This window comes from Asanoa hainanensis (assembly GCF_900188485.1).
Taxonomy (GTDB): Bacteria; Actinomycetota; Actinomycetes; order Mycobacteriales; family Micromonosporaceae; genus Asanoa; species Asanoa hainanensis.
In genome coordinates this window covers 77,808-101,427 of record NZ_FZPH01000009.1, presented here as the reverse complement: position 1 = coordinate 101,427, position 23,620 = coordinate 77,808, and the positions used below count along the sequence as shown (strand labels likewise).

22 protein-coding genes are annotated in these 23,620 nt (G+C 71.8%); 15 read left to right on the top strand and 7 right to left on the bottom strand.

Translation table 11 applies throughout. The features are described from left to right. Nucleotides 1-4: 4 nt before the first annotated feature. Together CHC05_RS22085 and CHC05_RS22080 are read right to left on the bottom strand one after the other, a co-directional pair. Complete coding sequence (locus CHC05_RS22085; RefSeq protein WP_089251864.1) at nt 5-673, bottom strand: TcmI family type II polyketide cyclase; 669 nt, start codon at nt 671-673, stop codon at nt 5-7. Between the two features lie 33 nt (nt 674-706). Beyond that, complete coding sequence (locus tag CHC05_RS22080) at nt 707-1,933, bottom strand: cytochrome P450 family protein (RefSeq protein WP_089251862.1); 1,227 nt, start codon at nt 1,931-1,933, stop codon at nt 707-709. Nucleotides 1,934-2,115: 182 nt separating this feature from the next. Here CHC05_RS22080 and CHC05_RS22075 point away from each other — a divergent pair, with 182 nt between their 5' ends. The 10 genes from CHC05_RS22075 to CHC05_RS22030 all read left to right on the top strand — a co-directional run bounded on the left by CHC05_RS22075 (nt 2,116) and on the right by CHC05_RS22030 (nt 13,389). Beyond that, nucleotides 2,116-3,327: an ROK family transcriptional regulator gene (locus CHC05_RS22075; RefSeq protein WP_089252266.1), complete on the top strand. Its 1,212-nt coding sequence runs from the start codon at nt 2,116-2,118 to the stop codon at nt 3,325-3,327. Continuing rightward, on the top strand, nt 3,324-4,202 hold the full coding sequence (locus CHC05_RS22070) for a carbohydrate ABC transporter permease (protein ID WP_089251860.1): 879 nt from the start codon (nt 3,324-3,326) through the stop codon (nt 4,200-4,202). Before CHC05_RS22075 ends, CHC05_RS22070 begins: the two co-directional genes overlap by 4 nt. Before the next feature lie 10 nt (nt 4,203-4,212). After that, a complete protein-coding gene (locus CHC05_RS22065) occupies nt 4,213-5,007 on the top strand; it encodes a carbohydrate ABC transporter permease (RefSeq protein WP_218824624.1) in 795 nt (264 codons plus the stop codon). Between the two features lie 33 nt (nt 5,008-5,040). Beyond that, on the top strand, nt 5,041-6,297 hold the full coding sequence (locus CHC05_RS22060) for an ABC transporter substrate-binding protein (RefSeq protein WP_089251856.1): 1,257 nt from the start codon (nt 5,041-5,043) through the stop codon (nt 6,295-6,297). Then, nucleotides 6,294-7,376, top strand: coding sequence for a glycoside hydrolase family 15 protein (locus CHC05_RS22055; RefSeq protein ID WP_089251854.1), 1,083 nt, complete (start codon nt 6,294-6,296; stop codon nt 7,374-7,376). The genes CHC05_RS22060 and CHC05_RS22055 overlap by 4 nt, the downstream gene beginning before the upstream one ends. Beyond that, nucleotides 7,373-9,592 carry a glycoside hydrolase family 31 protein gene (locus CHC05_RS22050; protein WP_089251852.1) on the top strand — a complete coding sequence of 740 codons (2,220 nt, stop codon included), beginning with the start codon at nt 7,373-7,375 and terminating at the stop codon, nt 9,590-9,592. Before CHC05_RS22055 ends, CHC05_RS22050 begins: the two co-directional genes overlap by 4 nt. A gap of 78 nt (nt 9,593-9,670) precedes the next feature. Then, complete coding sequence (locus CHC05_RS22045; RefSeq protein WP_245871148.1) at nt 9,671-10,660, top strand: FecCD family ABC transporter permease; 990 nt, start codon at nt 9,671-9,673, stop codon at nt 10,658-10,660. Continuing rightward, nucleotides 10,657-11,664, top strand: a complete 1,008-nt coding sequence (locus tag CHC05_RS22040; protein ID WP_089251848.1) for a FecCD family ABC transporter permease — start codon at nt 10,657-10,659, stop codon at nt 11,662-11,664. Before CHC05_RS22045 ends, CHC05_RS22040 begins: the two co-directional genes overlap by 4 nt. Further along, complete coding sequence (locus CHC05_RS22035; RefSeq protein ID WP_089251846.1) at nt 11,661-12,428, top strand: ABC transporter ATP-binding protein; 768 nt, start codon at nt 11,661-11,663, stop codon at nt 12,426-12,428. Before CHC05_RS22040 ends, CHC05_RS22035 begins: the two co-directional genes overlap by 4 nt. A gap of 16 nt (nt 12,429-12,444) precedes the next feature. After that, nucleotides 12,445-13,389: an ABC transporter substrate-binding protein gene (locus CHC05_RS22030; protein ID WP_089251844.1), complete on the top strand. Its 945-nt coding sequence runs from the start codon at nt 12,445-12,447 to the stop codon at nt 13,387-13,389. A gap of 25 nt (nt 13,390-13,414) precedes the next feature. Here CHC05_RS22030 and CHC05_RS22025 read toward each other — a convergent pair whose 3' ends face one another. Continuing rightward, nucleotides 13,415-14,413, bottom strand: coding sequence for a DMT family transporter (locus CHC05_RS22025; RefSeq protein WP_089251842.1), 999 nt, complete (start codon nt 14,411-14,413; stop codon nt 13,415-13,417). Between CHC05_RS22025 and CHC05_RS22020 the strand changes: the two genes are divergently transcribed. After that, on the top strand, nt 14,412-15,809 hold the full coding sequence (locus tag CHC05_RS22020) for an aminotransferase-like domain-containing protein (protein WP_089251840.1): 1,398 nt from the start codon (nt 14,412-14,414) through the stop codon (nt 15,807-15,809). The two genes, CHC05_RS22025 and CHC05_RS22020, sit on opposite strands and share 2 nt — an antisense overlap. Here the strand turns inward: CHC05_RS22020 and CHC05_RS22015 are convergent. Both CHC05_RS22015 and CHC05_RS22010 read right to left on the bottom strand, forming a co-directional pair. Continuing rightward, nucleotides 15,806-18,352: an ATP-binding protein gene (locus tag CHC05_RS22015; protein ID WP_089251838.1), complete on the bottom strand. Its 2,547-nt coding sequence runs from the start codon at nt 18,350-18,352 to the stop codon at nt 15,806-15,808. The genes CHC05_RS22020 and CHC05_RS22015 overlap by 4 nt on opposite strands. A 127-nt stretch (nt 18,353-18,479) precedes the next feature. Continuing rightward, complete coding sequence (locus CHC05_RS22010) at nt 18,480-19,199, bottom strand: SDR family NAD(P)-dependent oxidoreductase (protein WP_089251836.1); 720 nt, start codon at nt 19,197-19,199, stop codon at nt 18,480-18,482. Nucleotides 19,200-19,290: 91 nt separating this feature from the next. On the opposite strand from CHC05_RS22010, the gene CHC05_RS22005 reads away from it, so the two are divergent. From CHC05_RS22005 to CHC05_RS21990, 4 genes are all read left to right on the top strand, one after another. Then, nucleotides 19,291-19,911, top strand: coding sequence for a TetR/AcrR family transcriptional regulator (locus tag CHC05_RS22005; RefSeq protein WP_089251834.1), 621 nt, complete (start codon nt 19,291-19,293; stop codon nt 19,909-19,911). A 174-nt stretch (nt 19,912-20,085) separates the two neighbouring features. Further along, entirely contained in the window at nt 20,086-20,289 is a 204-nt protein-coding gene (locus CHC05_RS22000; protein ID WP_089251832.1) for a cold-shock protein, read from the top strand. Nucleotides 20,290-20,494: 205 nt separating this feature from the next. Then, complete coding sequence (locus CHC05_RS21995) at nt 20,495-21,043, top strand: class I SAM-dependent methyltransferase (RefSeq protein WP_245871147.1); 549 nt, start codon at nt 20,495-20,497, stop codon at nt 21,041-21,043. Further along, nucleotides 21,040-21,261: a hypothetical protein gene (locus CHC05_RS21990; protein WP_144022709.1), complete on the top strand. Its 222-nt coding sequence runs from the start codon at nt 21,040-21,042 to the stop codon at nt 21,259-21,261. The genes CHC05_RS21995 and CHC05_RS21990 overlap by 4 nt, the downstream gene beginning before the upstream one ends. Here the strand turns inward: CHC05_RS21990 and CHC05_RS21985 are convergent. Together CHC05_RS21985 and CHC05_RS21980 are read right to left on the bottom strand one after the other, a co-directional pair. Further along, nucleotides 21,258-22,700 carry an aldehyde dehydrogenase gene (locus CHC05_RS21985; RefSeq protein ID WP_089251826.1) on the bottom strand — a complete coding sequence of 481 codons (1,443 nt, stop codon included), beginning with the start codon at nt 22,698-22,700 and terminating at the stop codon, nt 21,258-21,260. The genes CHC05_RS21990 and CHC05_RS21985 overlap by 4 nt on opposite strands. Next, nucleotides 22,697-23,542: an SDR family NAD(P)-dependent oxidoreductase gene (locus CHC05_RS21980; protein WP_089251824.1), complete on the bottom strand. Its 846-nt coding sequence runs from the start codon at nt 23,540-23,542 to the stop codon at nt 22,697-22,699. Before CHC05_RS21980 ends, CHC05_RS21985 begins: the two co-directional genes overlap by 4 nt. Nucleotides 23,543-23,620: the final 78 nt, after the last annotated feature.

Here is a 23,620-nt window from a genome sequence, read left to right as displayed (position 1 = left end):
TCGATCAGTCGCTGGCCTGCCAGCTGTAGAACGGCTTGGCCATCGAGTCCTGCGGGCCACGCCAGGTCTCCGGGTCGTACGGCGCCACGTACGGCGCCAGATCCTCGATGATCTTGGTGAAGGCCGGTGCGTGGTGGTTCGAGCCGAAGCCCTCGGCGACCGCCTCGTCCGTGCGCTCCATCACATGCACGTACACATCGTCGATCGAGTAGAGCCACCGGCCCGTGACGCCCATCTGGGTGGGCAGCGGCGTCTCGTCGGACTCCCGGAAGATCCGGGCCACCTCGGGCTCCGAGCCCGGCTTGATCCGCTGGACGATCAGCATCGGGTTGGCGCCGGCCGCGGCGGTCTTCCCCGGGGCCGTCCAGCTGTAGAACTCCTTGGCCACCGAGTGGGACGGGTTCTCCCAGTTGCGCGGGTACGGGGTCACGTACGGCGCGATGAGCTCGGCGATCTCCTTGAACGCCGGCAGGCCGCGGTTGTTGCCGGTGACGGCGGGATCCTGGGCGCGCTCGACGACGTGGATGTAGAGGTCCTTCAGCGACAGCAGGATGCGGCCGGTCACACCGACGTCCTGCGGCCGGGTCACCTTGTCGTAGTGGCCGAACACGTCGGCCACCTTCTGCTCACTGCCCGGAACGATGCGGCAGACGATCACGTTGCGGTATACCACGGCAGCTCCTCACGAGGATTGGACATACGGACGTCAGGCGTTGAACAGCACAGGAAGTTCCAGCAGGCCGCGGAACGGTGACGCGGCCGGCAGCCGGCGCAGCTTGTCGGGCGGCACGGCGAGCGCCAGGCCGGGCAGCCGGCGCAGGAGCGCGCCGATGCCGATCTGCGCTTCCATGCGGGCCAGCGAGACGCCGAGGCAGTAGTGCACGCCGTGGCCGAAGCCCAGGTGCGGTCCGCGATCGCGGGTCAGGTCGAGGCGGTCCCCGTCCTCGAACTGGGCGGAGTCGTGGTTCGCGGAGTTGATGACCACACCGACGATCGAACCCGCGGGTATATGCACGCCCTGGTACTCGAGGTCCTCGGTCGCGATCCGGGGACTGGCCACCGGCAGCGGCCCGTCGAAGCGCAGCAGCTCCTCGATCGCGTGCGGCAGCAACTCCGGCGTCTTACGCAACAGCGCGAGCTGCTCGGGGTTGGTCAGCAGCGCGACCATCGCGTTGCCGATGAAGTCCGCGGTCGTCTGGTGCCCGGCGAACAACAGCAGGAACGCGGTGCTGACCAGCTCCCGTTCGGAGAGCACGCCCTCGTCGTCACAGGCGCTGATCAGCATGCTGACCATGTCGTCGCCCGGCTCGGCGCGCTTGGCCGTCACGAGCTCGTTGAGATAACCGGCCAGCCAGGCCTGTGCCTCCTGCACCCGCGCCCGCTCCTCCGCCGGCGGCCGGCCGGACGACCCTGACTCGCGGATCACCTGGGTCCACTCGAGCACCTCGTCGTTGTCGGTGCGCGGGATGCCCAACAGCTCGGAGACCACCAGCATCGGCAGCGGGATCGCGAAGTCACGCATCAGGTCGGCCCGGCCCTGCGGCTCGATCCGGTCCAGCAGGTCCGAGACGATCTCGGCCACCCTGGGTCGCAGCGCCTCGATCCGGCGCGGCGCGAACGCCCGCCCGGTGACCTGGCGCAGGCGGCTGTGCTCCGGCGGGTCCGAGTTGAGCATGTTCTTGTTCAGGCCCGCCGAGTTCGGCCCGAAGATGCGCAGGTAGTGGTCGCCCGGACCGTAGAGGTCCTTGGACAGCCGCGGGTCGTTCAGCGCCGCCTTGGCGTCCTCGAACCTGGTGATCAGGAAGGAGTCGAACCGCGGCGAGGTGACCGGACACACTGGACTGTCCGTGCGCAGCTTGGCGAACGCGGGATACGGGTCGGCGGCGAACTCGTCGGTGTAGAGCTCCGCCGCCGGAACGGCTTGGTCGGTCATCGCGGCTCCTCAGACTTCGCGGCCCGTTGTTTCGGAGGTTAAGCGATGCTTCGCACGTAATTCGTGGTTTCCGCAGGTTTATGCCCGTTTGGTCGAGGCACTGCCGGACCGGGCCTTGACGGGGTGATCCACGCCGCTCTAGATTGCGCCCTAAATTTAGGTCCAAACGAAGGGTGGGCGGCATGGCACGGTCCGGGCAGGCATCACCACGCGGCGACCTCGTCCGCGCCGCCGTGCTCGGCGTGCTGGGCACCCGCGGCGCCTCGTCCCGCGCCGACATCGCCCGCGTGCTCGGGGTCAGCCCCGCCACCGTCACGCAGACCACCAAGGAACTGCTCCAGCGCCGGCTCGTCACCGAGCTGCGCTCGGTGCCCAGCAACGGCGGGCGCCCGGCGACCCTGCTCGGCCTGGTCCGCGCGGCGGGCGGCGCGATCGGCGCGAAGGTCACCGCCGACCACGTCGCGGTCGTCACCGTCGACCTCGACGGCACCGTCCGCTCGGCCCGCTCCGAGCCGTTCGATCCCGCGCGGCCGGCCGCCCTCGAGGCGCTCAGCGGCATCCTGCGCGAGGTCGTCACCGCCCACGACGGCCACCTGCTCGGCGTCGGCGTCGGGCTGCCCGGCGCGGTCGACGCCCAGGCGTCCGGCATGGTCGACGCCCCGACGCTCGGCTGGAGCCAGGTGCCGGTCGGGCGGCGCCTGCGCGACGCGCTCGGGGTGCCGGTGCTCGTCGACAACGACGTCAACACGCTCGCGGCGGCCCAGATGGTCTACGGCCACGGGCGCGAGCACGCGAACTTCATGGTGGTCACGATCGGGCTCGGCATCGGCTGCGGGATGGTCCACCAGGGCTCGGTGAGCCGGGGCGCGCACGGCGGCGCCGGCGAGATCGGGCACATCCCGGTCTCCGCCGACGGGCCGGCCTGCGGCTGCGGCAACACCGGCTGCCTGGAGGCCTACATCGGCGAGGCGGGGCTGGTCGCCGCCGCCGTCCGGGCCGGCGCCATCGGGCCGCGCGGCACGATCGCCACGCTCGCCAAGGCCGCCCGCGCCGGCCAGCCGGCGGCGCTGGAGGTCTACCACGACGCCGGCCGGCTGCTCGGGCGCACGCTGGCCGGCGTCGTGCACACCGTCGACCCCGAGCTGGTCGTGTTGATGGGCGAGGGCATCCGCGACTGGGCGTTCTGGGAGACCGGCTTCGAGGAGGCGTTCCGGCGGCAGTTGATGCCGGCCCGGCGCGGCATCCGGTGCCTGGTCGAGTCGTGGACCGAGGACCAGTGGGCCGTCGGCGCCGCCTCGCTGGTGCTGGCGTCCCCGTTCGACGCCGCCGCCGCGGGCGCGCAGGGCGAGCTCGTCCGGGCCCGGCTGCAGACCGGCCCGGAGGCGGCGCGATGAGCCGCCGCGGCTGGCGCAACCGGGGCTGGGTGCTGTTCTTCCTGCTGCCCAGCGCGATCCCGCTCGTGCTGTTCACCGCCGTACCCATGGTCTCCTCGGCCTGGGTCAGCCTGAACCGCTGGAACCTGATCTCGCCGATGCAGTGGGTGGGCGTCGACAACTACACCCACCTGCTGAGCGACCCCGCGACCCGCGACGTGTTCGCCCACACGCTGGTCTACTGCGCCGGCTACCTGCCGCTGGTGTTCGCCGGCGGGCTCGGCCTGGCCCTGCTGCTCAACCAGCGGATGCCCGGCCGCGCCTTCTTCCGCGCCGCGTACTTCCTGCCGGTCGTGACGAGCTGGGTGGTCGTCGCCCTCGTCTGGAAGTGGCTGCTCAACCCGTCGAGCGGGCTCGTCAACTCGCTGCTGGGCGCGCTCGGGGCGCCCCAGCCCGGCTGGTGGACCGACCCCGCCTGGGCCCTGCCCGCCGTCATCCTCGCCTCGGCCTGGAAGGACCTCGGCTTCGTCATGGTGATCATGCTCGCGGGGCTGCAGGCGATCCCGCAGGACGTCCTGGAGGCCGCCCGCACCGACGGCGCCGGTGCGTGGCAACGCTTCTGGCGCGTCACGCTGCCGCTGCTGTCACCGTCGACGTTCTTCGTCGTCGTCATCTCGCTCATCAACGGCTTCCAGGTCTTCGACCAGGTCTACGTGATGACCGGCGGCGGGCCGTCCGGCTCCAGCCAGGTCGTCGTCGGCCAGATCTACGACCTCACCTTCAGGTACGGGCGGGCCGGCGAGGCGAGCGCGCTGTCCTGGATCCTGTTCGCCGTCATCCTGCTCATCACCGCGGTCCAGGTGCGCGGCCAGCGCCGGTGGGTGCACTATGCCTAGCCTCCGCACGGTGTCGCGCTGGGCCGCGGTCGTTCTTGGCGCCGCAATCATGCTCGTCCCGTTCGTGTGGACCGTGATCACCTCGATCACCCCGAACGGCAGCCTGGCCGGCGGTCCCACGCTCGTGGTCAAGGACCCGACCCTGGCCGCGTACCGCGAGCTGCTCGATGCCCTGCCCATGTGGCGCATCGCGCTCAACTCGCTCTGGATCGCCGCCGCCAGCACCCTCTTCCAGCTCGTCACCGGTTCGATGGCGGCGTACGGGTTCGCCCGGCTCGCCTTCCGCGGCAAGGGCCTCGTCTTCGGCCTCTACCTCGCCACCCTGATGGTGCCGATGCAGGTGCTGGTCGTGCCGCTGTTCATCGAGATGAAGACGCTCAACCTGCAGGACACCTATCTCTCTTTGCTCGCGCCGTCGATCGCGTCCGCGTTCGGCGTCTTCCTGCTGCGGCAGGCGGTCGAGTCGCTGCCCCGCGACCTCGACGAGGCGGCCACCATCGACGGCGCCGGCCACCTGCGCATCTTCACCACCATCGTGCTGCCGCTGATCCGGCCGGCATTGGCCACCGTCGCGGTCTTCGCGTTCATGGGCAGCTGGAACTCGTTCCTGTGGCCCCTGGTCGTGATCCGCTCCCCCGAGCTCATGACGCTGCCGCTGGGCCTGTCCACCCTCCAGGGCCAGTTCACCACCGACTGGGACGTGGTGATGGCCGGCTCGGTCTTCTCGATCCTGCCGATCGCCGTCGTCTACCTGGTCGCGCAGCGCCACATCATCGCCGGGATCGCACACACCGGCATCAAGTGAACCCCATCCCCCGGTTACGAAAGGAACGCTGACATGAGGAGTTTCGTCAGACGCACCGCCGTGCCCGTCGTCGCTGCACTGGCGCTGGCACTGGCCGCCTGCTCGCAGGGATCGGCCACCCGCTCGGACGAGCCGGTCGCCGGCAAGACCACCGTCCGCTACATGAACTTCTCCGCCAACGACGGTCACGAGAAGGACCTCGACGCCATCAAGACCGCGTTCGAGTCCGCCAACCCCGACATCACGGTCCAGATCGAGACGCTGCCGTACGCGGACTACTTCACCAAGCTCCAGACCGCCGTCGCCGGTGGCACCGCGGGCGACGCCTTCGAGCTCAACTACGAGAACTTCGTGACCTACACCGCCAACGGCTCGCTGGCCGAGCTCAAGGGCGTGGACGCCGCACCGTACAAGCCGTCCCTGCTCGATGCTTTCAAGGCCGACGGCAAGCAGTACGGCCTGCCGGCGTCGTTCTCCAACGTCGTGCTGTTCTACAACAAGGACCTGTTCGCGGCGGCCGGGGTCGCACCGCCGACCGCGAGCTGGACGTGGGCCGACGAGCAGGCGGCGGCGACCAAGCTGACCAACAAGGGCAACGGCGTCTGGGGCGACTACCAGCCGATCTCGTTCTTCGAGTTCTACAAGACGCTCGACCAGGCCGGCGGCGAGTTCCTGGCACCGGACAAGAAGTCCTCGACCTTCAACTCCGACGCCGGGCGCAAGGCCGCCGAGTTCCTGGTCGCCAAGGCCGGCAAGACCATGCCGACCGAGGCCCAGGGCGCCGGCACCCCCGACTTCGACTCCAAGCTGTTCAAGGACGGCAAGCTGGCCATGTGGCACAGCGGCATCTGGATGTTCTCCGGCCTCGCCGACGCGAAGTTCGACTGGGACATCGCCGTCGAGCCCGGTGACACGAAGAAGGCGTCGGCGATGTTCACCAACGGCGCCGTCGTGTCCGCCGCGAGCAAGAACCAGGCGGCCGCCCAGAAATGGGTCACCTTCCTCACCTCGTCCGACGACATGGTCAAGGCTCGACTCGCCACGAGCTGGGAGCTGCCGCCGGTCGCCGACACCGGCAAGGTGGACAGCTACCTGACCGCCGGCAAGCCCGCCAACCGGCAGGCCGTCTTCGACTCGCTCGACGCGACCGTCCTACCGCCGGTCATCGAGCGCCAGCAGGAGATGCAGGACGCCGTCAACAAGGAGCTATCGGCCGCCGCGGCCGGCCGCAAGGACGTCGCCACCGCACTCGCCGATGCCCAAAAGGCCGTCGACAAGCTCCTCGCGTGACCACGACCACCGTCGCGCTGGCCGCTCGCAGCCACGCCGTCATCACCGCACACCAGCACCCCGGCGGCGCCTACCCGGCCGCGCCGACCTTCTCGGCGTACCGCGGCTATGCCTGGCTGCGCGACGGTGGCTTCACCGCCGAGGGCGTCTCCCGGTACGGGGACGTCTCCTCGGCCAACCGCTTCCACGACTGGGTCAGCCGCGTCCTGGCCGACCGGCGAGGGCAGGTCGACCGGTTGCGGTCGGCCGGCGCCGCCGCACCGATCGAGCAGATGCTCCCGACCCGCTTCACGTTCGACGGCGGCGACGGTTCCGACCCCTGGTGGGACTTCCAGACCGACGGCTACGGCACCTGGCTGTGGTCGGTGGTCACCCACGCGCGGCGGCACGGGCTCGACCCGGCCCGCTGGCTGCCCGGCATCGAGGTCGCCGTCGACTTCCTCACCGCGTTCTGGGACCGACCCTGCTACGACTGGTGGGAGGAGCACGTCGAGCACCGGCACGTCTCGACGCTGGGCGCGATCCACGGCGGGCTCCGTTCTTCGCTCGTCGTGCTGACCGGCGACCGTGCGACCTCGGCGGCTTCGGCTGCCGAGGCGGCGCGACAGCTGGCCCTGACCGAAGGGGTGCGCGACGGCCACCTCGTGAAGTGGCTGGGCTCCCCCGCCGTCGACGGCTCGCTGCCGGCCTGCGTCGTCCCGTTCGGGCTGGTCTCCCCCGGATCCCCGCTGGCCGCCGCGACCCTCGCCAAGGTCGCGGCGGACCTCGACGTCGACGGCGGCGTGCACCGCTTCACCGCCGACGTCTTCTACGGCGGCGGCCAGTGGCTGCTGCTGTCCGCGCTGCTCGGCTGGAACCTGGCCCGCGCCGGAGACCGGGCCGGCGCCTGGCGGCACCTGAGCTGGATCGCGGACCAGGCGACCGCCGACGGCGAGCTGCCCGAGCAGGTCCCCCACCACCTGCTGCACCCGGCGAGCCGCCAGGAGTGGCTCGACCGCTGGGGGCCGGTCGCGACGCCGCTGCTGTGGTCACACGGCATGTACCTGATTCTCGCCGACGAGCTGGGAGTGCTGGCATGATCCGACACCGTCCACACGGGATCGAGCACCCGTACGCCACGTCGCTGGACCAGCGGGTGCCGGTGCTGCCCTTGGCCGGGCAGCGCGTGGTGCTCGGTGTGTGGGCTTCTGCCGAGGTGGACTCGGTCAGCTGTGAGTGGCGGACCGCCGACGGCCTGGTCTCGCTCGCGCTGGCACCCCACGCGGGCAGTGCCGCCGACGCGGCCGCGCTGGCCGGTGGCGAAGGCCACCTCGCGGGCGCGCAGGCCGCGGCGCTGGGCGGGGACGGCGGTTGGGCCGTCGAGTCCCCGCCCGTCACCGGGAGCGCCGACTACCGGTTCGTCGCGGGAGACCAGTCGACAGAGTGGTTTCGCGTCGTCTCGGCCGACTGGACGACCAACGTCCCGGTCGGCGTCGACGTGGCGCTGACCGGCGGCGGAGAGCGCCTCGCCGGTGACGTCGAGTGGCTGGTCTCCGCCGACGGCGTGCACCGTGCCCGCTTCGCCCTCGCGCTGCGGCCCGGTGACCACGTCGTCGGGTTCGGCGAGCGCTTCGACCACCTCGACCAGGCCGGGCGGCGGCTCGACGCCGTGGTCTTCGAGCAGTACAAGGCGCAGGGCGCGCACGGCCGCACGTACCTGCCGATGCCGTTCGCCCATGTGATCGGCACCGACAGCTGGGGCTTCCACGTGCGGACCAGCCGGCGCACCTGGTACGACGTCGGCGCGACCACTCCGGACCGGCTCGTCGTCGAGGTCGCGCTCGGCGGCAGCGCGAAGGAGAGCGTCGACCTCGCGATCTATGACGGCACCCCGACCGCGGTGCTGAGCGCGTTCCTGGACGAGGCCGGCCGGGCCGAGGAGCTGCCCGACTGGGTGTTCCGGCTCTGGGCGTCCGGCAACGAGTGGAACACCCAGCGGATCGTCCTGGACCGGATGGACAAGCACCGCGAGCTCGACATCCCGGTCGGCGCGGTGGTCATCGAGGCGTGGAGTGACGAGGAAGGCATCATGATCCCCCGGGATGCCTTGTATGCGCCGCACCCGGACGGGTCGCCGTTCAAGGACGGCGACTTCGGCTATCCCGCCGACGGCGCCTGGCCGGACCCGAGGGGCATGGTCGCGGAGCTGCACGACCGGCACGTCAAGGTGCTGCTGTGGCAGATCCCGCTGCTGAAGACCGCGGACTCCGAGCCCGGGCTGCACGAGCAGGTGCTGGCCGAGGGTGCCGCGCTGGTGGCCGGCGGGCACGCCGTGCTCGAGGACGACGGCACGCCGTACCACAACCGGGGTTGGTGGTTCCCGAAGTCGCTCCTGCCGGACCTGTCCACGGCCGCGACGCGCGAGTGGTGGACGGCCAAGCGCGCCTACCTCGTGCGGGACTGGGACGTCGACGGGTTCAAGACCGACGGCGGCGAGCACGCCTGGGGACACGACCTGCGGTACGGCGACGGCAGCCGCGGCGACGAGGGCAACAACCGCTATCCGGTGCACTACGCCCGGGCGTTCGGTGACCTGCTGCGCGCCCACGGCAAGGCACCGGTCACGTTCTCCCGTAGCGGGTTCACCGGCTCGCAGGCGCACGGCGTGTTCTGGGCGGGCGACGAGGACTCGACCTGGGAGGCGTTCCGCAACTCCGTCACGGCCGGACTGACGGCGGCCGCCTGCGGGATCGTCTACTGGGGCTGGGACCTCGCGGGCTTCTCCGGACCGGTGCCCGACGCGGAGCTCTACCTGCGCGCGGCGGCCGCGTCCACCTTCATGCCGATCATGCAGTACCACTCGGAGTTCAACCACCACCAGCTTCCGCCGCGCGACCGCACGCCCTGGCACGTCGCCGAGACGTCCGGTGACGAGCGGGTCGTGCCGGTCTTCCGGCGGTTCGCCCACCTGCGCGAGCGCCTGGTGGCGTACCTGGCCCGAGAGGCCGCCACGACGATCGCGACCGACCGGCCGTTGATGCGGCCGCTGTTCTTCGACCAGCCCGCCGACAGTTTCGTCTGGACCAGGCCACGGCAGTGGATGCTCGGCGCCGACCTGTTGGTCAACCCCGTCACCTCGCCGGGGGCGACGTCCTGGACGAGCTATCTGCCAGCCGGCGACTGGGTCGACGTGTGGACCGGAGACGTTGTTCTCGGTGGCCAGGAACACCGGCGGGACACCCCGATCGACCTGATCCCGGTCTACTGCCGGGCTGCGGCGTGGCCTTCGTTCGCGGGGGTCTTCGACGTGCGCTAGATCACCGGCTGGGACACGGCGTGAGTCCGGCTATTAGAGTGCCCTTCGCAGTTAGGGCAGGCTTAGCTAAGGATTCGGGTGCGTCGTCGATTGGTGCTGCTGGCCGGGGTGGCGTTGCTCGTCCTGGTCGTGCTGGCCAGCCTCGCGGTGGGCAGCAATCCGTTGAGCATCGGGCGCGTCTGGCACGCGCTCGTCGCTCCGGACGGTGGTGAGGCCGCCAGCGTCGTCTGGGACCTGCGGGTGCCCCGGACGCTGCTCGGCCTCGTCGTCGGCGCGGCCCTGGCCGCCGCCGGCGTGCTGCTCCAGGCGCTGACCCGCAACCCGCTGGCCGAGCCCCGGATCCTGGGCATCAGCGCGGGCGCCTCGCTCGGCGTCGTCGTGGCCATCACGCTGTTCGGGATCGGCTCGCTGACCGGGTACGTCTGGTTCGGCATCGCCGGTGCCCTCGGTGCCGGGCTGCTGGTCTTCGGCGTCGCCGCGCGCACCCGGGACGGCGCCTCCCCCGTGACCCTGGCGCTCGTCGGCGCCGCCCTGGACGCGAGCCTGGGCGCGATCACCGCCGGGCTGCTCAGCGCCGACGCCCGTACGTTCGAGGAGTTCCGCTTCTGGGTCGTCGGCGGGCTGACCGGCCGGGACTCGGGCGTCGCGCTCCAGGTGCTGCCGTTCCTGCTGACCGGCCTCGTGCTCGCCGCCGTGGTGGCCCGCGGCCTGGACTCGCTCGCGCTCGGCGACGACGTCGCGCGCGGCCTGGGCACCCGGGTCGGCCTGACCCGGATCGGCGGCGGAGTCGCGGCGGTGCTGCTCACCGGCGCGGGCGTGGCGGCCGCCGGCCCGATCGCGTTCGTCGGCCTCGCCGTGCCGCACCTCGCGCGCTTCCTGGTCGGCAGCGACCAACGGTGGGTGCTGGCCACCTCGGTGCTGCTCGGCCCCGCGCTGCTGCTGACCGCCGACGTGATCGGCCGCGTCGTCGCGCTGCCGGGCGAGGTGTCGGCGGGCATCGTGACCGCGCTGATCGGCGCACCGCTGCTCGCCGTCCTGGTGACCCGGGCCAAGGTGGTGTCGGCATGACCGTTCTTCGTCTCGGGGGCGCGTCGCTGGTCGTCCGCCAGCGCGCCGTGGCCGTCTCGCTCGTGCTGCTGGTGCTGCTGGCCGTCGCGCTGGTGCTCGCGGTCTCGCTCGGCAAGCCGTACGTGGCGCCCGGCGACGTGCTGCGGTCGCTGTCCGGTGCCGGCACCCCGTACGACGTCGTGGTGCAACGCCTCCGCCTCCCCCGGGCTGTGCTCGCGGTCGCGGTCGGCGTGCTGTTCGGGGTGGCCGGGGCGCTGATCCAGAGCGTCGCCCGCAACTCCCTGGCCAGCCCCGACATCATCGGCATCACCCAGGGCGCCGGGCTGGCCGCCACGGTCGCGCTGACCAGCGGCGCCGCGGCCGCCGTGATCGCGCCGTCGGCGCTGGCCGGCGGGCTGCTCGCGGCGGCGATGGTGCTCGCGCTCGGCGCCCGGCACGGCCTGGCCGCGAAGCGGTTCGTGCTCGCCGGCGTCGCCGTCGCCATCGCGCTGCGGGCACTCACCGAGATCGTCATGCTCACCGCCGAGCCGATCGACGGGCAACGCGCGCACATCTGGCTCGTCGGCACCCTAGCCGGCCGCGGCTGGACCGAGACCCTGTGGCTGTCCGGCACCCTGGTCGTGCTGCTGCCGGTGCTGTTCTGGGCGGGGTGGGCGCTGCGCACCAGCGCGCTCGACGACGACACGGCCCGCGGCCTCGGCACCCGCCCGGTAGCCCGCCGGGTCGGCCTGGCCGCCGCCGGCGTGCTGCTCGCCGCGATGGTCACGGCCCAGGTCGGCGCCGTCGACTTCGTCGCGCTGGTCGCACCGCAGGTGGCCCGCCGGCTGGTCCGCGCCGAACGCCCGCCGCTGGTCGCCGCCGGCCTGACCGGCGCCCTGCTGGTGGTGCTGGCCGACCTGGTCGGGCGCCTGGTGTTCGCACCGACCCAGCTTCCGGCCGGCGTGGTCACCGCCGCGATCGGCGGCCCGTACCTGTTGTTCCTGCTCGTCCGGAGGAAACAGTGAAGCTGACCGCGCAGGACCTCGCCGCCGGCTACCACGACCGGGCGGTGTTCGAGGGGCTCGACCTGGAGTTGCCGGACGGCGCGTTCACCGTGATCGTCGGCCCGAACGCCTGCGGGAAGTCGACGCTGCTGCGCACCCTCGCGCGGCTGCTGCCGGCCCGGCAGGGCACGGTGCTGCTGGACGGCAGCGACATCACCTCCCTGCCGACCCGCGAGGTGGCCCGCCGGCTCGGCGTACTGCCGCAGAGCCCGCTGGTGCCCGAGGGCGTCACCGTGTCCGACCTGGTCGGTCGGGGCCGGCAGCCGCACCAGCGGTGGTGGCAGCAGTGGTCGCCGGAGGACACGGTGGCCGTTGCCTCCGCCATGGAGCAGGCCGGCGTCGCGTCGCTGGCGGACCGACCGGTGGACCAGCTCTCCGGCGGGCAGCGCCAGCGGGTCTGGATCGCCATGGCGCTCGCCCAGCGGACCGGGACGCTGCTGCTCGACGAGCCGACCACGTTCCTGGACCTGGCGCACCAGGTCGAGGTGCTCAACCTGCTGCGCGGCATGCGCGACGGCGGCAGCACCGTCGTGGCCGTCCTGCACGACCTCAACCAGGCGGCGCGCTATGCCGACCACCTCGTCGCGATGCGTGACGGCACGGTGGTCGCGGCCGGCCCACCCCGCGAGGTGGTCACCGTCGACCTGGTCCGCGACGTCTTCGGGCTCGACTCCGTGGTCGTGCCGTGCCCGGTGAGCTCCGCACCTCTCGTACTGCACATCTGAAGAGTTAGGAAATCCCATGTCGACTCGTAGAACCGCGACCGTGCTCGCCGGCCTGGCGCTGGCCGCGGCGGCCCTCACCGCGTGCTCCAGCGACCCGGTCGCCGGCACCACCGACGAGGCCGCCACCCAGCAGATCACCCACGCGATGGGCACGACGACGGTGCCGCTGCACCCGAAGCGGGTCGTCGTACTGGACACGGATAAGATCGACACGGCGGTCAGCCTGGGCATCACCCCGGTCGGCGCGACGGAGCTGCCGGAGCTGGACAAGCCGCCGGCGTACCTCGGCGACCTGTCTTCGATGAAGCCCGTCGGCGAGATCTCCGAGCCGGACCTGGAGGCCGTAGCGGCGCTCCAGCCGGACCTGATCCTGGGCAGCAAGTTCCGCCAGGAAAAGTTCTACGACGAGCTGTCGGCGATCGCGCCGACCGTGTTCACCGAGCGGGTCGGCATCACCTGGAAGGAGAACTTCCTCCTCGACGGCAAGGCCCTGGGCCAGGAGCAGAAGGCCAAGGACCTGCTCGCCGCGTACGAGACCCGGGCCAAGGAGCTGGGCACGAAGATCCCGAACGCCGCGAACGTCGAGGTCTCCATCGTGCGCTTCATGCCGGCCGAGATCCGGGTGTACGGCCCGGACGGCTTCTCCGGCATCGTCCTGGGCGACATCGGCCTGGGTCGCCCGGAGCGCCAACTGCTGGCGAACAAGGACGACAAGCGCTTCGACAAGGTGAGCCCGGAGCGCATCGCGGACCTGGACGGCGACGTCATGTTCGTGACGGCCCAGGGCCCGACCGCCGAGGGCCAGAAAGCCAAGGTCACGAGCGGCAACCTGTGGAAGGACCTGGGCGCGGTCAAGGCCGGCAAGTCCTGGGACGTCCCGGCCGAAACCTGGATGACCGGCATCGGCGTAACGGCAGCGAACAAGATCCTGGACGACATCCAGAGCCACCTGGCCGCCTAGGTCCGCCGCGCGGTCCCGGACGCCGTCAGCGCGCCCGGGACCGCGCGTCGACCGTCGCGGAGACACCGCCCGCGACGACCTCCCCGGCCATGCCGCCATCGGCAACCTCCGCGGGCGCACCGCCTGCGGCGCGGGTGCGTTGGGTGAGCACCACGAAGACCAGTACCGCCAGGGCCGCGGCGATCGCGCCCGTGGTGACCGACTCGCTGAGCAGCAGGGCAGACCAGGTCATGGTGAGCACTGGCTGCACGAGTTGGATCTGGCCGACGCGGGCGATGCCGCCTCGGGCCAGGCCCGCGTACCAGGCGAAGAAGCCCAGGAACATCGAGACCACCGTCAGGTAGCCGAACGCGGCCCAGCCGGGACCGTCGGCGTGCGGCGGCGCGGCGACCGCCGCGGCGACGGTCACTGGGACGGTGACCGGCAAGGCCACGAGCAGCGCCCAGCAGATGGTGCGGGCTCCGCCCAGCTCGCGGGCCAGTGCGCCGCCCTCGGCGTAGCCCAGGCCGCAGAGTACGACGGCGGCGAGCAGGAACAGGTCCGCGAGCGACAGTCCACCGTGTACGGTACCGCTGGCCCCGAGGAAGACCAGCACCGCCAGCAGGCCGCCGGCGCTCGCGAGCCAGAACGTCCCCGGCGGCCGCTCCCCCGCCCGCAGCACCGCGAACACGGCCGTCATGGCCGGCAGCACCCCCACCACGACGGCGCCGTGTGCGGCGGTCTCGTCGCGCAGCGCGAGCGAGGTGAACAGGGGGAAGCCCGCCACCACACCGAGGGCGACGACCGCGAGCCGCCGCCACTGGGTCCGGTTCGGCCGGGGCGCCCGGGTGAACCGCAGGTAGACCGCCGCGAGCACCGCCGCGCCGACGGCCCGGCCGAACGCCACGAACCACGGGTCGAGGCGCTCCACGGCGACCCGGGTGGCCGGCAGCGACATGCTGAACGCGAGCACGCCCAGCGCGCCGAGCACCAGGCCGGTCGCCGTTACCGTGCCGGCAGCAGTAGCGTTACTCTTGCTTCTCATGAATGACAGTAACGCAGCGGCCCGCGTGATCCAAGATCTGCGCGCGGCCGTCGCGGCGGCGGAGCCCGGCACGCGCCTCCCGGCGGTCCGTGAGCTGACGGCCCGCCACCAGGCCTCGCCGGTCACCGTCGCCGAGGCGATCCGCCACCTCGTCGCGCAAGGCCTGGTCGAGACCCGGCCGGGCCGCGGCACCTTCGTCGCGGCCGCGCCACCGGACCGCCGCGTCCCCGACCTGTCCTGGCAGACCGTCGCGCTCGGCCCGGGACGGCCGGGCGAGGACGACATGCGCGCCCTGCTGGCCCTGCCGCCCGCCGGGTCGATCCCGCTCTCCGGCGGCTACCTCGACGCGGACCTGCAACCCGCCGCCCCGCTCGGTGCCGCCCTGGCCCGCGCCGCGCGGCAACCCGCGGCCTGGCAACGCGGACCGGCCGAGGGCAACGCCGACCTGCGGGCCTGGTTCGCGCGCGAGGCCGGCGGCGGCCTGCGCCCCGACGACCTGGTGATCTGCCCCGGCGGCCAGGCCGCCCTGTCGACGGCGCTGCGGGCGCTCGTGGCGCCCGGCGACACCGTGCTCGTCGAGTCGCCGACCTACCTCGGCACGCTGGCGGCGGCGCGCGCGGCCGGGCTCAAGGTGGTGCCGGTGCCCGCCGACGCCGACGGCGTGCGCCCGGACCACCTCGCGGCCGCGTTCGACCGCACCGGCGCGCGCCTGTTCTACTGCCAGCCGCTGCACGCCAACCCGCACGGCGCGACGCTGGCAACACACCGCCGGGCGCAGGTCGCCGCCGCGGTCAGAGAAGCGGGAGCCTTCCTGATCGAGGACGACTACGCCCGCGACCTGACCATCGACGGCGAGGCGCCACCGCCGCTGGCCGCCGACGACCCCGACGGCCACGTCGTCTACGTGCGCTCCCTGGCCAAGTCGGCCGCGCCGGGCCTACGGGTCGCGGCGATCGGCGCCCGCGGCCCGGCCGGCACCCGGCTGCGCACCGCGCGACTGCTCGACGACTTCTTCGTCACCGGCCCGCTCCAACAGGCCACCCTGGAGTTCGTCAGCGCACCCGCCTGGGCCCGCCACCGCCGCTTCCTCCGCACGGCCCTACGGGCCCGCCGCGACGCACTGCTGGCGGCACTCCGCCGGCACCTGCCGGAGCTCGCCGACCCACCGATCCCCCGCGGCGGCCTGCACCTGTGGGCCCGCCTACCGTACGGCACCGACGACGTCGCCCTGGCCGCGGCCGCCGCAGCGGAAGGCGTCGTGGTCTTCCCGGGCCGCCCGTGGTTCGCCGCCGAACCACCGGCCCCGCACCTACGCCTGACCTACGCCGCCGCCCAGCCGGACCTGATGGACGAGGCGGTCCGCCGCCTGGCCCAAGCTGTCCACAAGGGACGCTAGGGTTCGATGTCGCTCAGGGCGTAGGCGACGGCGGACTGCAGGGTGTCGGCGTAGCCCTGCTCGCGGGCCTCCATATAGTCGCGCGCGTCGAGGTCGGCGCCCAGGTGTGGCCACGGCAGCACGTACGCCTGCATCCACGCCCTGCCGGCGAAGGCGCGCAGCTTGCGCGCGGAGGACGCCAGCCGCGCCGCCCGGGCCGGTTCGCCCTTGCGGGCCGCGAGGTCCGAGAACGCCGACAGGTAGAGGGCGGTGCCGGCCTCGTCGCCCGCGGCGGCCGACAGCCGCAGCCCCGCCGCGAGGTGCCGGGCCGCGCCCTCCGTGTCGCCGGCCGCGGTCGCCGTCACGGCGAGGCTGTAGAGCGCCACGACCTCGCCGAGGTGGTCGTCGGTCTTGCGCGCCGTCCGCAGTCCGTCGGTGAACTGCGCCGCCGCGGCCTCGTAGTCGCCTTCGTTGAAGGGCACCAGCCCGAGCCGGGTGTGGTAGAGCGCGGCCATCCACACCTCGCCGATCCGTTCGCTGATCTCCTTGGTCTCGCCGAGCAGGACGCGCGCCTCGTCGTAGTCGCCCCGGGTCAGCGCGAGCTGGCCGAGCATGCCCGCGGCCCGGGCGTTGACGTCCTGGTCGCCCACCTCGCGCAGGATCGGCAGGACCCGCTCGAGCTGCACCCGGGCGCGCTCCTGGTCGCCGCTGAGGAAACCGATCGCACCATCGCCGAAGAGCATGTGGGCGTACGTGCGGCGCGGTGCGGCGTCCGCGTGCTCGAGCATCCGCCGGACCGTCCGGGATCCCTCGTCGATGTGGCCGCGCAGCCACCACAGCGGCCAGAGCATCCAGCCGAGCCGGACGGCCTCGACCATCTGCTCCTTGTCGATGAACCAGTTGATGGCGGCGCGCAGGTTGTCGTGCTCGTGCTCCAGCAGGTCGACGGCGGCGGGGTCGGTCGAGGTCTGCCCGACCGGCGGCGCGGTCGCCTCGGCGAAGGCGAGGTAGTAGCGGGCGTGCCGCTCGTGGGTGTCCTCCCAGTCGAAGTCCGAGCGGAGCTTGTCCAGCGCGAACTCGCGGACGACGCCGAGCATCGACAGGCGCGGCTCGGGGCCGCGGTTGTCCTGGGTGACCAGGCTGCTCTCGATCAGGTCGGTGAGCGACTCGAGGCCGGCGTACCGGTCCTTCATCTCGGCTACGGCCCGGGCCGCGTCGAGGTCGAAGCCGCCGGAGAAGACCCCGAAGCGGGCGAACATCTCCTGCTCGGCGCGCGGCAGCAGCTGGTAGCTCCAGTCGATGGTGTCCCGCAGGGTGCGCTGGCGGGCGGGCAGGTCGCGGGCGCCCCCGGTCAGCGTGCCGAGCCGGCGGGTGAGGCGGTCGACCAGGGCCCGCGGCGGCAGCACCCGGACCTTGGCCGCGGCGAGCTCTATGGCCAACGGCAGCCCGTCGAGCCGGCGGACGATCTCGACGATCGCGGCGGCACCGTCGGCGTCGTAGCGGAAGCCGGCGTTGACCGCCTTGGCCCGCTCGACGAACAGCTGGGCGGCGCCGTCGCGGCCGATCGCCACGGTCGGGTCGTCGGTCGCCAGGGGCACCCGCAACGGGGGTACGTCGAAGACGTGCTCGCCGGTCAGCCGCAGCGGGACCCGGCTGGTCACCAGGATCGTGACCCGGGGGCACGCGTCGAGGATGGCGGACAGCTCGGTCGCGGCGGCGGTGACGTGCTCCATGTTGTCGACGATGAGCAGCACCGAGCGGTCGCGCAGGTAGGCGACCGCGTTGTCGACGGCGGACTGGTTGGGCATGGTCCGCAGGTCGAGCGCGTTGCCGATGGTCATCCCGACCGCGTCCGGTTCGATGACCGCGGAGAGGTCGGCGAACGCGACCCCGTCGGTGAACTTCTCGCGCAGCGACGTGCCGAGGGCCAGGGCCAGCCGGGTCTTGCCGACGCCGCCGGGGCCGGTGAGCGTCACGAGCCGCACCTGGGGGTCGGTCAGCAGGTCGGTCAGGGCCTGCTGTTCGGCGCTGCGGCCGAGCAGCCGGTTGGGTGCCACCGGCAGGGGCAGGGGCACGCGCGCGTCGGCCGGCGGCTCGGTGCCGTTCGGGTTGAACCGCTCGCTGAGCAGCAGGGCGATGTCCTCGCCCACGGCCCGGCGCAGCTCGTCGGCGTCGCGGAACTGCCGGTAGCTGACCCGGGCGTCGTCGCGGATCCGGTCGAGCAGCGCGGAAAGGCGCGGGTCGCGCCCGGGCGCCGGGGTCTTGACGTAGATCAGCCTGGGGAGCTGGTCGGCGGCCAGGTACTCGTCCTCGATGCCGGCGTGGTCGTAGTGCTCCCAGTAGATGCCGACGAAGAGCTGGCTCGCGTCGATGTACTCGCGGTAGACCTCGGGGCCGCCGGCGGGGCGGGCGCCGAGCTCGAACATCACCGGCACCAGGCGCATCCGGGCGATGGTGTCCCGGACGGCGAGGCGCTCAGGTTCCAGTTCCTCGACCGCCGAAGAGATGAAGATGCGTAGTCGGTGATCCGGAGTCTGGATCACGGAGTCGCCCCAGCCTGCCATGAAAAACCATCACATCCCCCGATTAACGCCGAAACTACCTCCACCCGGCCCGGTTTCCCAACGGGAGATCCAATTTTCTCAGAGGTGGGGGCGGCACGTCCGCGCCGCCCCCAAACCCAACCCCGGCTCAGTGGCCGGCGTTCTGACCACCGTCGACGTGCAGGATCTCGCCGGTGACGAACGGCGCCGACTCCAGGAAGAGCACCGCCTCCACGATGTCGCTCGTCTCACCCATCCGGCCGACCGGGTGCAGGGCGTCGAACGTCGGGTAGTAGTCCGGCGAGTGCATCGGGGTCTTGATGATGCCCGGGGCCACCGCGTTGACCCGTACGCCCCGGTTCGCGTACTCGATGGCCAGTGACTTGGTCGCGGAGGTCAGCCCACCCTTGGTCAGCGAGGCCAGCACGGACGGCACGTTGGAGTTCGGCTGGTCCACGAAGCTCGTGGTGATGCTGACGATGTGGCCACCGCCACTGGCCAGCAGGTGGGGCATGGCGCGCTGGGTCAGGTTGAAGAAGCCGGCGACGTTCACACCGAAGACCAGGTCGTAGTCCTCGGCGGTGTAGTCGGTGTACGGCTTGGCGATGAAGACGCCGGCGTTGTTCACCACGGTGTCGATCCGGCCGAACCGGTCCAGCGCGGCCGCGATCACGGCGTCGGTCGTGGCCTTGTCGGCGATGTCGCCGGGCACGGTCACGACGTCGGGGTCGGTGCTGGGGGTGATCGAGCGGGAGTTGGCCACGACGCCGTACCCGAGCTTGCGGTATGCCTCGACGAGGCCGGCCCCGATGCCCTGGGACGCACCGGTGATGACGACGACCTTCTGCGCTGCGTTGGTGGTGCTCATAGCTGTCTTAACCTCGCAAATCCGACTGGATGTCGCCGGTAGACGACTGGTCGACTAAGAAGCTAGACGACCGGTCATGTATTCTCCAAGGGTGGGACGGACAAGTGACGCGCGAAACAAGATCCTCGAGGCGGCCAAGGTGCTCATCGAGCAGCGGGGCTACTCGGCGCTGGGCGTCGCGGAGATCTGCGCGGCGGCCGGGGTGCCCAAGGGCAGCTTCTACTACTTCTTCGAGTCCAAGCAGGCGCTCGCGCTGACGGTGATCGACGAGCACTGGGCGGCCCAGCGTGCCGAGTGGGAAGCGGTGCTGAACGCCGATGCCAGCCCCCTGCGGCGGCTGCACGACCTGTTCGAGGTCACCGAGGAGGTGCAGCGGGTCGCGCAGCAGCGCTCCGGCGTGGTGGTCGGCTGCATGTTCGGCAACCTCGCCCTCGAGCTCAGCAACCAGGCCCCGGAGATCCGGGAGCGGCTCCAGGCGATCTTCGACGCCCAGATCGAGCTGATCGAGGCCGTCGTCACCCAGGCGAAGGACCTCGGCGAGGCCGGCCCGGCGGTCGACAGCCGCGAGGCCGCGCGCTCGATCGTGGCCCAGATCGAGGGCCGCGTGCTGCTGGCGAAGCTGCTCAACGACCCCGAGCAGCTCGACACCCTCTGGCGCAACTCCCTCGACCTGCTCCAGGTGCCGGACGACTCGCGGACCCTGGTCAACTAAGCCGGCAGGGCGTGCTAAAGTACAGGTATTGCGGTTTCACGTTCATACCTTGCAGACGCCCGGGTCTCCAGCCACGGGCGTTTTGTGTTGTGCCGGGTCAACCGGTCGGGATGGATGAGTTCGGCAATTACGGTCCCCGCACGGTGCGGGCGCCATTCCGAAAGGTTTTAAGAAATGACTCAAGGCACCGTCAAGTGGTTCAACGCTGACAAGGGGTTCGGCTTCATCACCCCGGATGGTGGCGGCCCGGACGTGTTCGCCCACTTCTCCGCCATCGCCGCGTCCGGCTTCCGGTCGCTCGAGGAGAACCAGCGCGTGGAGTTCGACGTCGAGCAGGGCCAGAAGGGCCCGCAGGCCGCGAACATCCGCACCATCTGATCTAGACCTGTCGCGGCCGTGCCCCTGGTCACTTTCCGTGCACGGGGGCACGGCCACCGACAGAACCCCGGGCGTCGGCCCGGACAACATCAGAGCGGGGATTGACATGGATGGTCTCCGACTCACCTCGGCGCGGCTCGTACCTGAGGTGCGCCTTTTCCTTGCCGAGGATCCGACGATCCTCTGGGCTCGGTTGGAGGCCCAGGTGGGCCACAACCTTCCGGCACCCTTCTGGGCCACGGCATGGGGCGGCGGCCAGGCCGTCGCCCGCTATGTGCTCGACGCGCCCGAGACCGTCGCCGGCCGCCGGGTGCTAGACCTGGGTTCCGGGTCAGGCCTCGTCGCGATCGCGGCGGCCAAGGCGGGTGCCGCCGTCGTCGTCGCCAACGACATCGATCCCTACGCCCCCGCCGCCATCCGGGCCAACGCCCGCGCGAACGGCGTGCACGTCGTACCCCTTTCGACCAACCTCCTGGACCTGACACCCGAGGCCGTGCTCGACATCCGGGCCGACGTGGTGTTGGCGGGCGATGCGTTCTACGATGACCAACTCGCCGACCAGGTCCTTCCCTTCCTGCTCACAGCCGCCCGCCGCGACACGCTGGTCCTCGCCGGCGACCCGGGCCGTGGTCGGATCCCCTCCCGAGATTGGCAGGTCGTCATGACGTATCCGGTGTCGCCCGCGACCGGCGAAGAAACCTATGTAACCGCCGCCAGCGTGCTCACGCCTCGCCACCCCGGAGCGCGGCCGTGATGGTGCTCTTCCTCGGCGGTCCCTGGCACGACCAGCGCCACGACGTCACCCCCACCCGCCAGTCCGCGGGCCGGTTGCCGCTGCACTTCGCGGTGCCCACCTTCGACGGTGTGCGCCCGAGACACGTCAACTACACCCGGCGGTACGTGCGCTCGGGCGGCGACGACCGCCTCCCGGTCTATGTCGCCCCCGACTACCAGGGGCCGGCGCGCGGCTAACGCGTGACCGTCTTGTGCTCCACGTAGCCGGTCAGGCCCACCACGCCGTACTCCCGGCCGATTCCGCTCGCCTTGTAGCCGCCGAACGGCCCGTCGAAGCTCATCGGTGACCCGTTCAGGGTGACGGTGCCGGTACGCAACCGGCGGGCCACGTTCAGTGCCCGATCGGTGCTGGCCGACCAGATGCCGCCGGACAGGCCGTACTCGGAGTCGTTGGCGATCCGGACCGCGTCGTCCTCGTCGTCGTACGGGATCACGACCAGCACCGGGCCGAAGATCTCCTCGCGGGCGATCCGCATGCCGTTGTGGACGTCGGCGAAGAGCGTGGGCGTGACGTAGTTGCCCGTTTCCAGGCCTGGCGGCACCTCGGGGCCGCCGGTCACGAGCCGGGCGCCCTCCCGGACGCCGGTGCGGATGTAGTCGCGCACCCGCTCCTGCTGGTTTGGCCTGATCATCGGTCCGACGAACGTGTCGGGAGCGGCCGGATCGCCGACCTTCAGCGACTCCACCATGTCCTTCAGCGCGGCGACGACCTCGTCGTAGCGGCTCCGTGGCGCCAGGATCCGGCTCTGCAGGATGCACGCCTCGCCGTTGTTGGCCAGCGAGCCGAACCGCAGCCCTTGGACGGCGGCCGCCACGTCGGCGTCGTCCAGGATGATGGCCGCGGACTTGCCGCCGAGCTCCAGGCTGACCCGCTTGAGCTGCTCGCCGGCGATCGCGGCGATCCGCCGCCCGGCCCGGGTCGACCCCGTGAAGGCGATCTTGTCCACGTCCGGGTGGGAGACCAGGTACTCGCTGGTGTCCCGGTCCGCCGGCAGGATGCTGAGCACGCCCTCCGGCAGCCCGGCCTCGTGCCACAGGTCCGCCAGCAGCGTCATGCTCAGCGAGTTCTCCGGCGAGACCTTGAGGACCACGGTGTTGCCGGCCAGCAGGGCGGGCGTGAGCTTGGCGGTGGCGGCCGAGAACGGCGAGTTCCACGGGATGACCGCGGCGACCACGCCGATCGGCTCGCGCCGGACGATGGTGTCGAAGGCGACGGCCGGGTCCGTGGGTCGCACGACCTCCTCCCAGCCAAACCCCTCGGCCGCGGCGAGGTAGGCGTTCACCTGGCGGGTCAGGAACGGCTGGCCGAGCCTGGTGAACCAGCCCGCCGAGCCGTTCTCCGCCGAGATGACCTCGGCGATCTCGTCGGCCCGGGCCTCGCGCAGCGCGTTGAGCCGCCGAATGATTTCTTGGCGGTCCGCCGGGTCGGTGCGCGGCCAGGGTCCGTCGTCGAAGGCTTTTCGGGCCGTGGCCACGGCCCTGTCCACGTCTCGCGGATGCGCCTGGGCGACGCGGCCGAGCACCGACTGGTCGTGCGGTGAGCGGATCTCGAGCAGGTTCTCTTCTGCCGGTGCGACCCATTGGCCGCCGATGTAGAGCTTGTCGCGAGTGATCATGAGTTGGCTCCTTCGAGGTCCGTGCCGCGGCTGACGGGGGCCCACTGGCGGGCCTCGGCGAGCCGCTGCTCTTCCGCGGCGAGGGTGATGTCCAGGGCGTCGTTGCCGAGCAGCAGCCGGCGCGGGTGGGCGGGGCCGTCGACCAGGTCGACGATCGCTTTGGCCATCCGGGCGGGGTCGCCGGGCTCGTTGCCGGCGTACTGGGTGAACCGGTCCTGCCAGGCCCCGACGGACTCCGCGTACTCGGGGCGGGTCGGGCCCGAGGTCTGTGCGGCGCCGGCGGCCCAGCCGGTGCGGATGCCGCCCGGCTCGACGATCGTCACCTTGATGCCCAGGTGGGCCACCTCGTTGGCGAGCACCTCGGAGAAGCCGGCGACGCCGAACTTCGCGGCCTGGTACGCGCTCAGGCCCGGCGTGCCACCGACCCGCCCGCCGACGGACGAGACCTGGATGAAATGCCCGGACCGCTGGCGACGCATGATCGGCAGCGCGGCCCGGCTGACGTTGACGACTCCGAACAGGTTGGTCTCGACCTGCGCGCGGAACTCGTCCGATGGGAAGTCCTCGACGGTGCCGGTGGTGGCGTAGCCGGCGTTGTTGACCACGACATCGAGCGAGCCGAAGCGGCCCACGACGGCCGTGACCGCGGCCCGCACCGCCTGTTCGTCCGTGAGATCCAGAGCCAAGGTCAACAGCTGCTCCGGGTACGCCGCCCGCAGGTCGGCCAGGACGTCGGCGCGCCGGGAGGTGACCGCGACCCGGTCGCCCTTCTCCAGCGCCGCCGCGGCGAGGGCCTGGCCGAGGCCCTGGGAACCACCGGTGATCAGCCACGTACGTGTCATTGCGAAGCTCCTGTGTCGGGGATTGATTGGTAAGTGCAACGCTAGCGTTGTGGTTTTTGGCTGATCTACTACGGAGGC

Coding starts and splice junctions, on each gene's coding strand:
- CHC05_RS21980 (WP_089251824.1), bottom strand. CDS start 23,542: ATGACACGTACGTGGCTGATCACCGGTGGTTCCCAGGGCCTCGGCCAG.
- CHC05_RS22010 (WP_089251836.1), bottom strand. CDS start 19,199: ATGAGCACCACCAACGCAGCGCAGAAGGTCGTCGTCATCACCGGTGCG.
- CHC05_RS22040 (WP_089251848.1), top strand. CDS start 10,657: ATGACCGTTCTTCGTCTCGGGGGCGCGTCGCTGGTCGTCCGCCAGCGC.
- CHC05_RS22020 (WP_089251840.1), top strand. CDS start 14,412: ATGAATGACAGTAACGCAGCGGCCCGCGTGATCCAAGATCTGCGCGCG.
- CHC05_RS22025 (WP_089251842.1), bottom strand. CDS start 14,413: ATGAGAAGCAAGAGTAACGCTACTGCTGCCGGCACGGTAACGGCGACC.
- CHC05_RS22075 (WP_089252266.1), top strand. CDS start 2,116: ATGGCACGGTCCGGGCAGGCATCACCACGCGGCGACCTCGTCCGCGCC.
- CHC05_RS21985 (WP_089251826.1), bottom strand. CDS start 22,700: ATGATCACTCGCGACAAGCTCTACATCGGCGGCCAATGGGTCGCACCG.
- CHC05_RS22030 (WP_089251844.1), top strand. CDS start 12,445: ATGTCGACTCGTAGAACCGCGACCGTGCTCGCCGGCCTGGCGCTGGCC.
- CHC05_RS22060 (WP_089251856.1), top strand. CDS start 5,041: ATGAGGAGTTTCGTCAGACGCACCGCCGTGCCCGTCGTCGCTGCACTG.
- CHC05_RS22080 (WP_089251862.1), bottom strand. CDS start 1,933: ATGACCGACCAAGCCGTTCCGGCGGCGGAGCTCTACACCGACGAGTTC.
- CHC05_RS22015 (WP_089251838.1), bottom strand. CDS start 18,352: ATGGCAGGCTGGGGCGACTCCGTGATCCAGACTCCGGATCACCGACTA.
- CHC05_RS22000 (WP_089251832.1), top strand. CDS start 20,086: ATGACTCAAGGCACCGTCAAGTGGTTCAACGCTGACAAGGGGTTCGGC.
- CHC05_RS22050 (WP_089251852.1), top strand. CDS start 7,373: ATGATCCGACACCGTCCACACGGGATCGAGCACCCGTACGCCACGTCG.
- CHC05_RS22070 (WP_089251860.1), top strand. CDS start 3,324: ATGAGCCGCCGCGGCTGGCGCAACCGGGGCTGGGTGCTGTTCTTCCTG.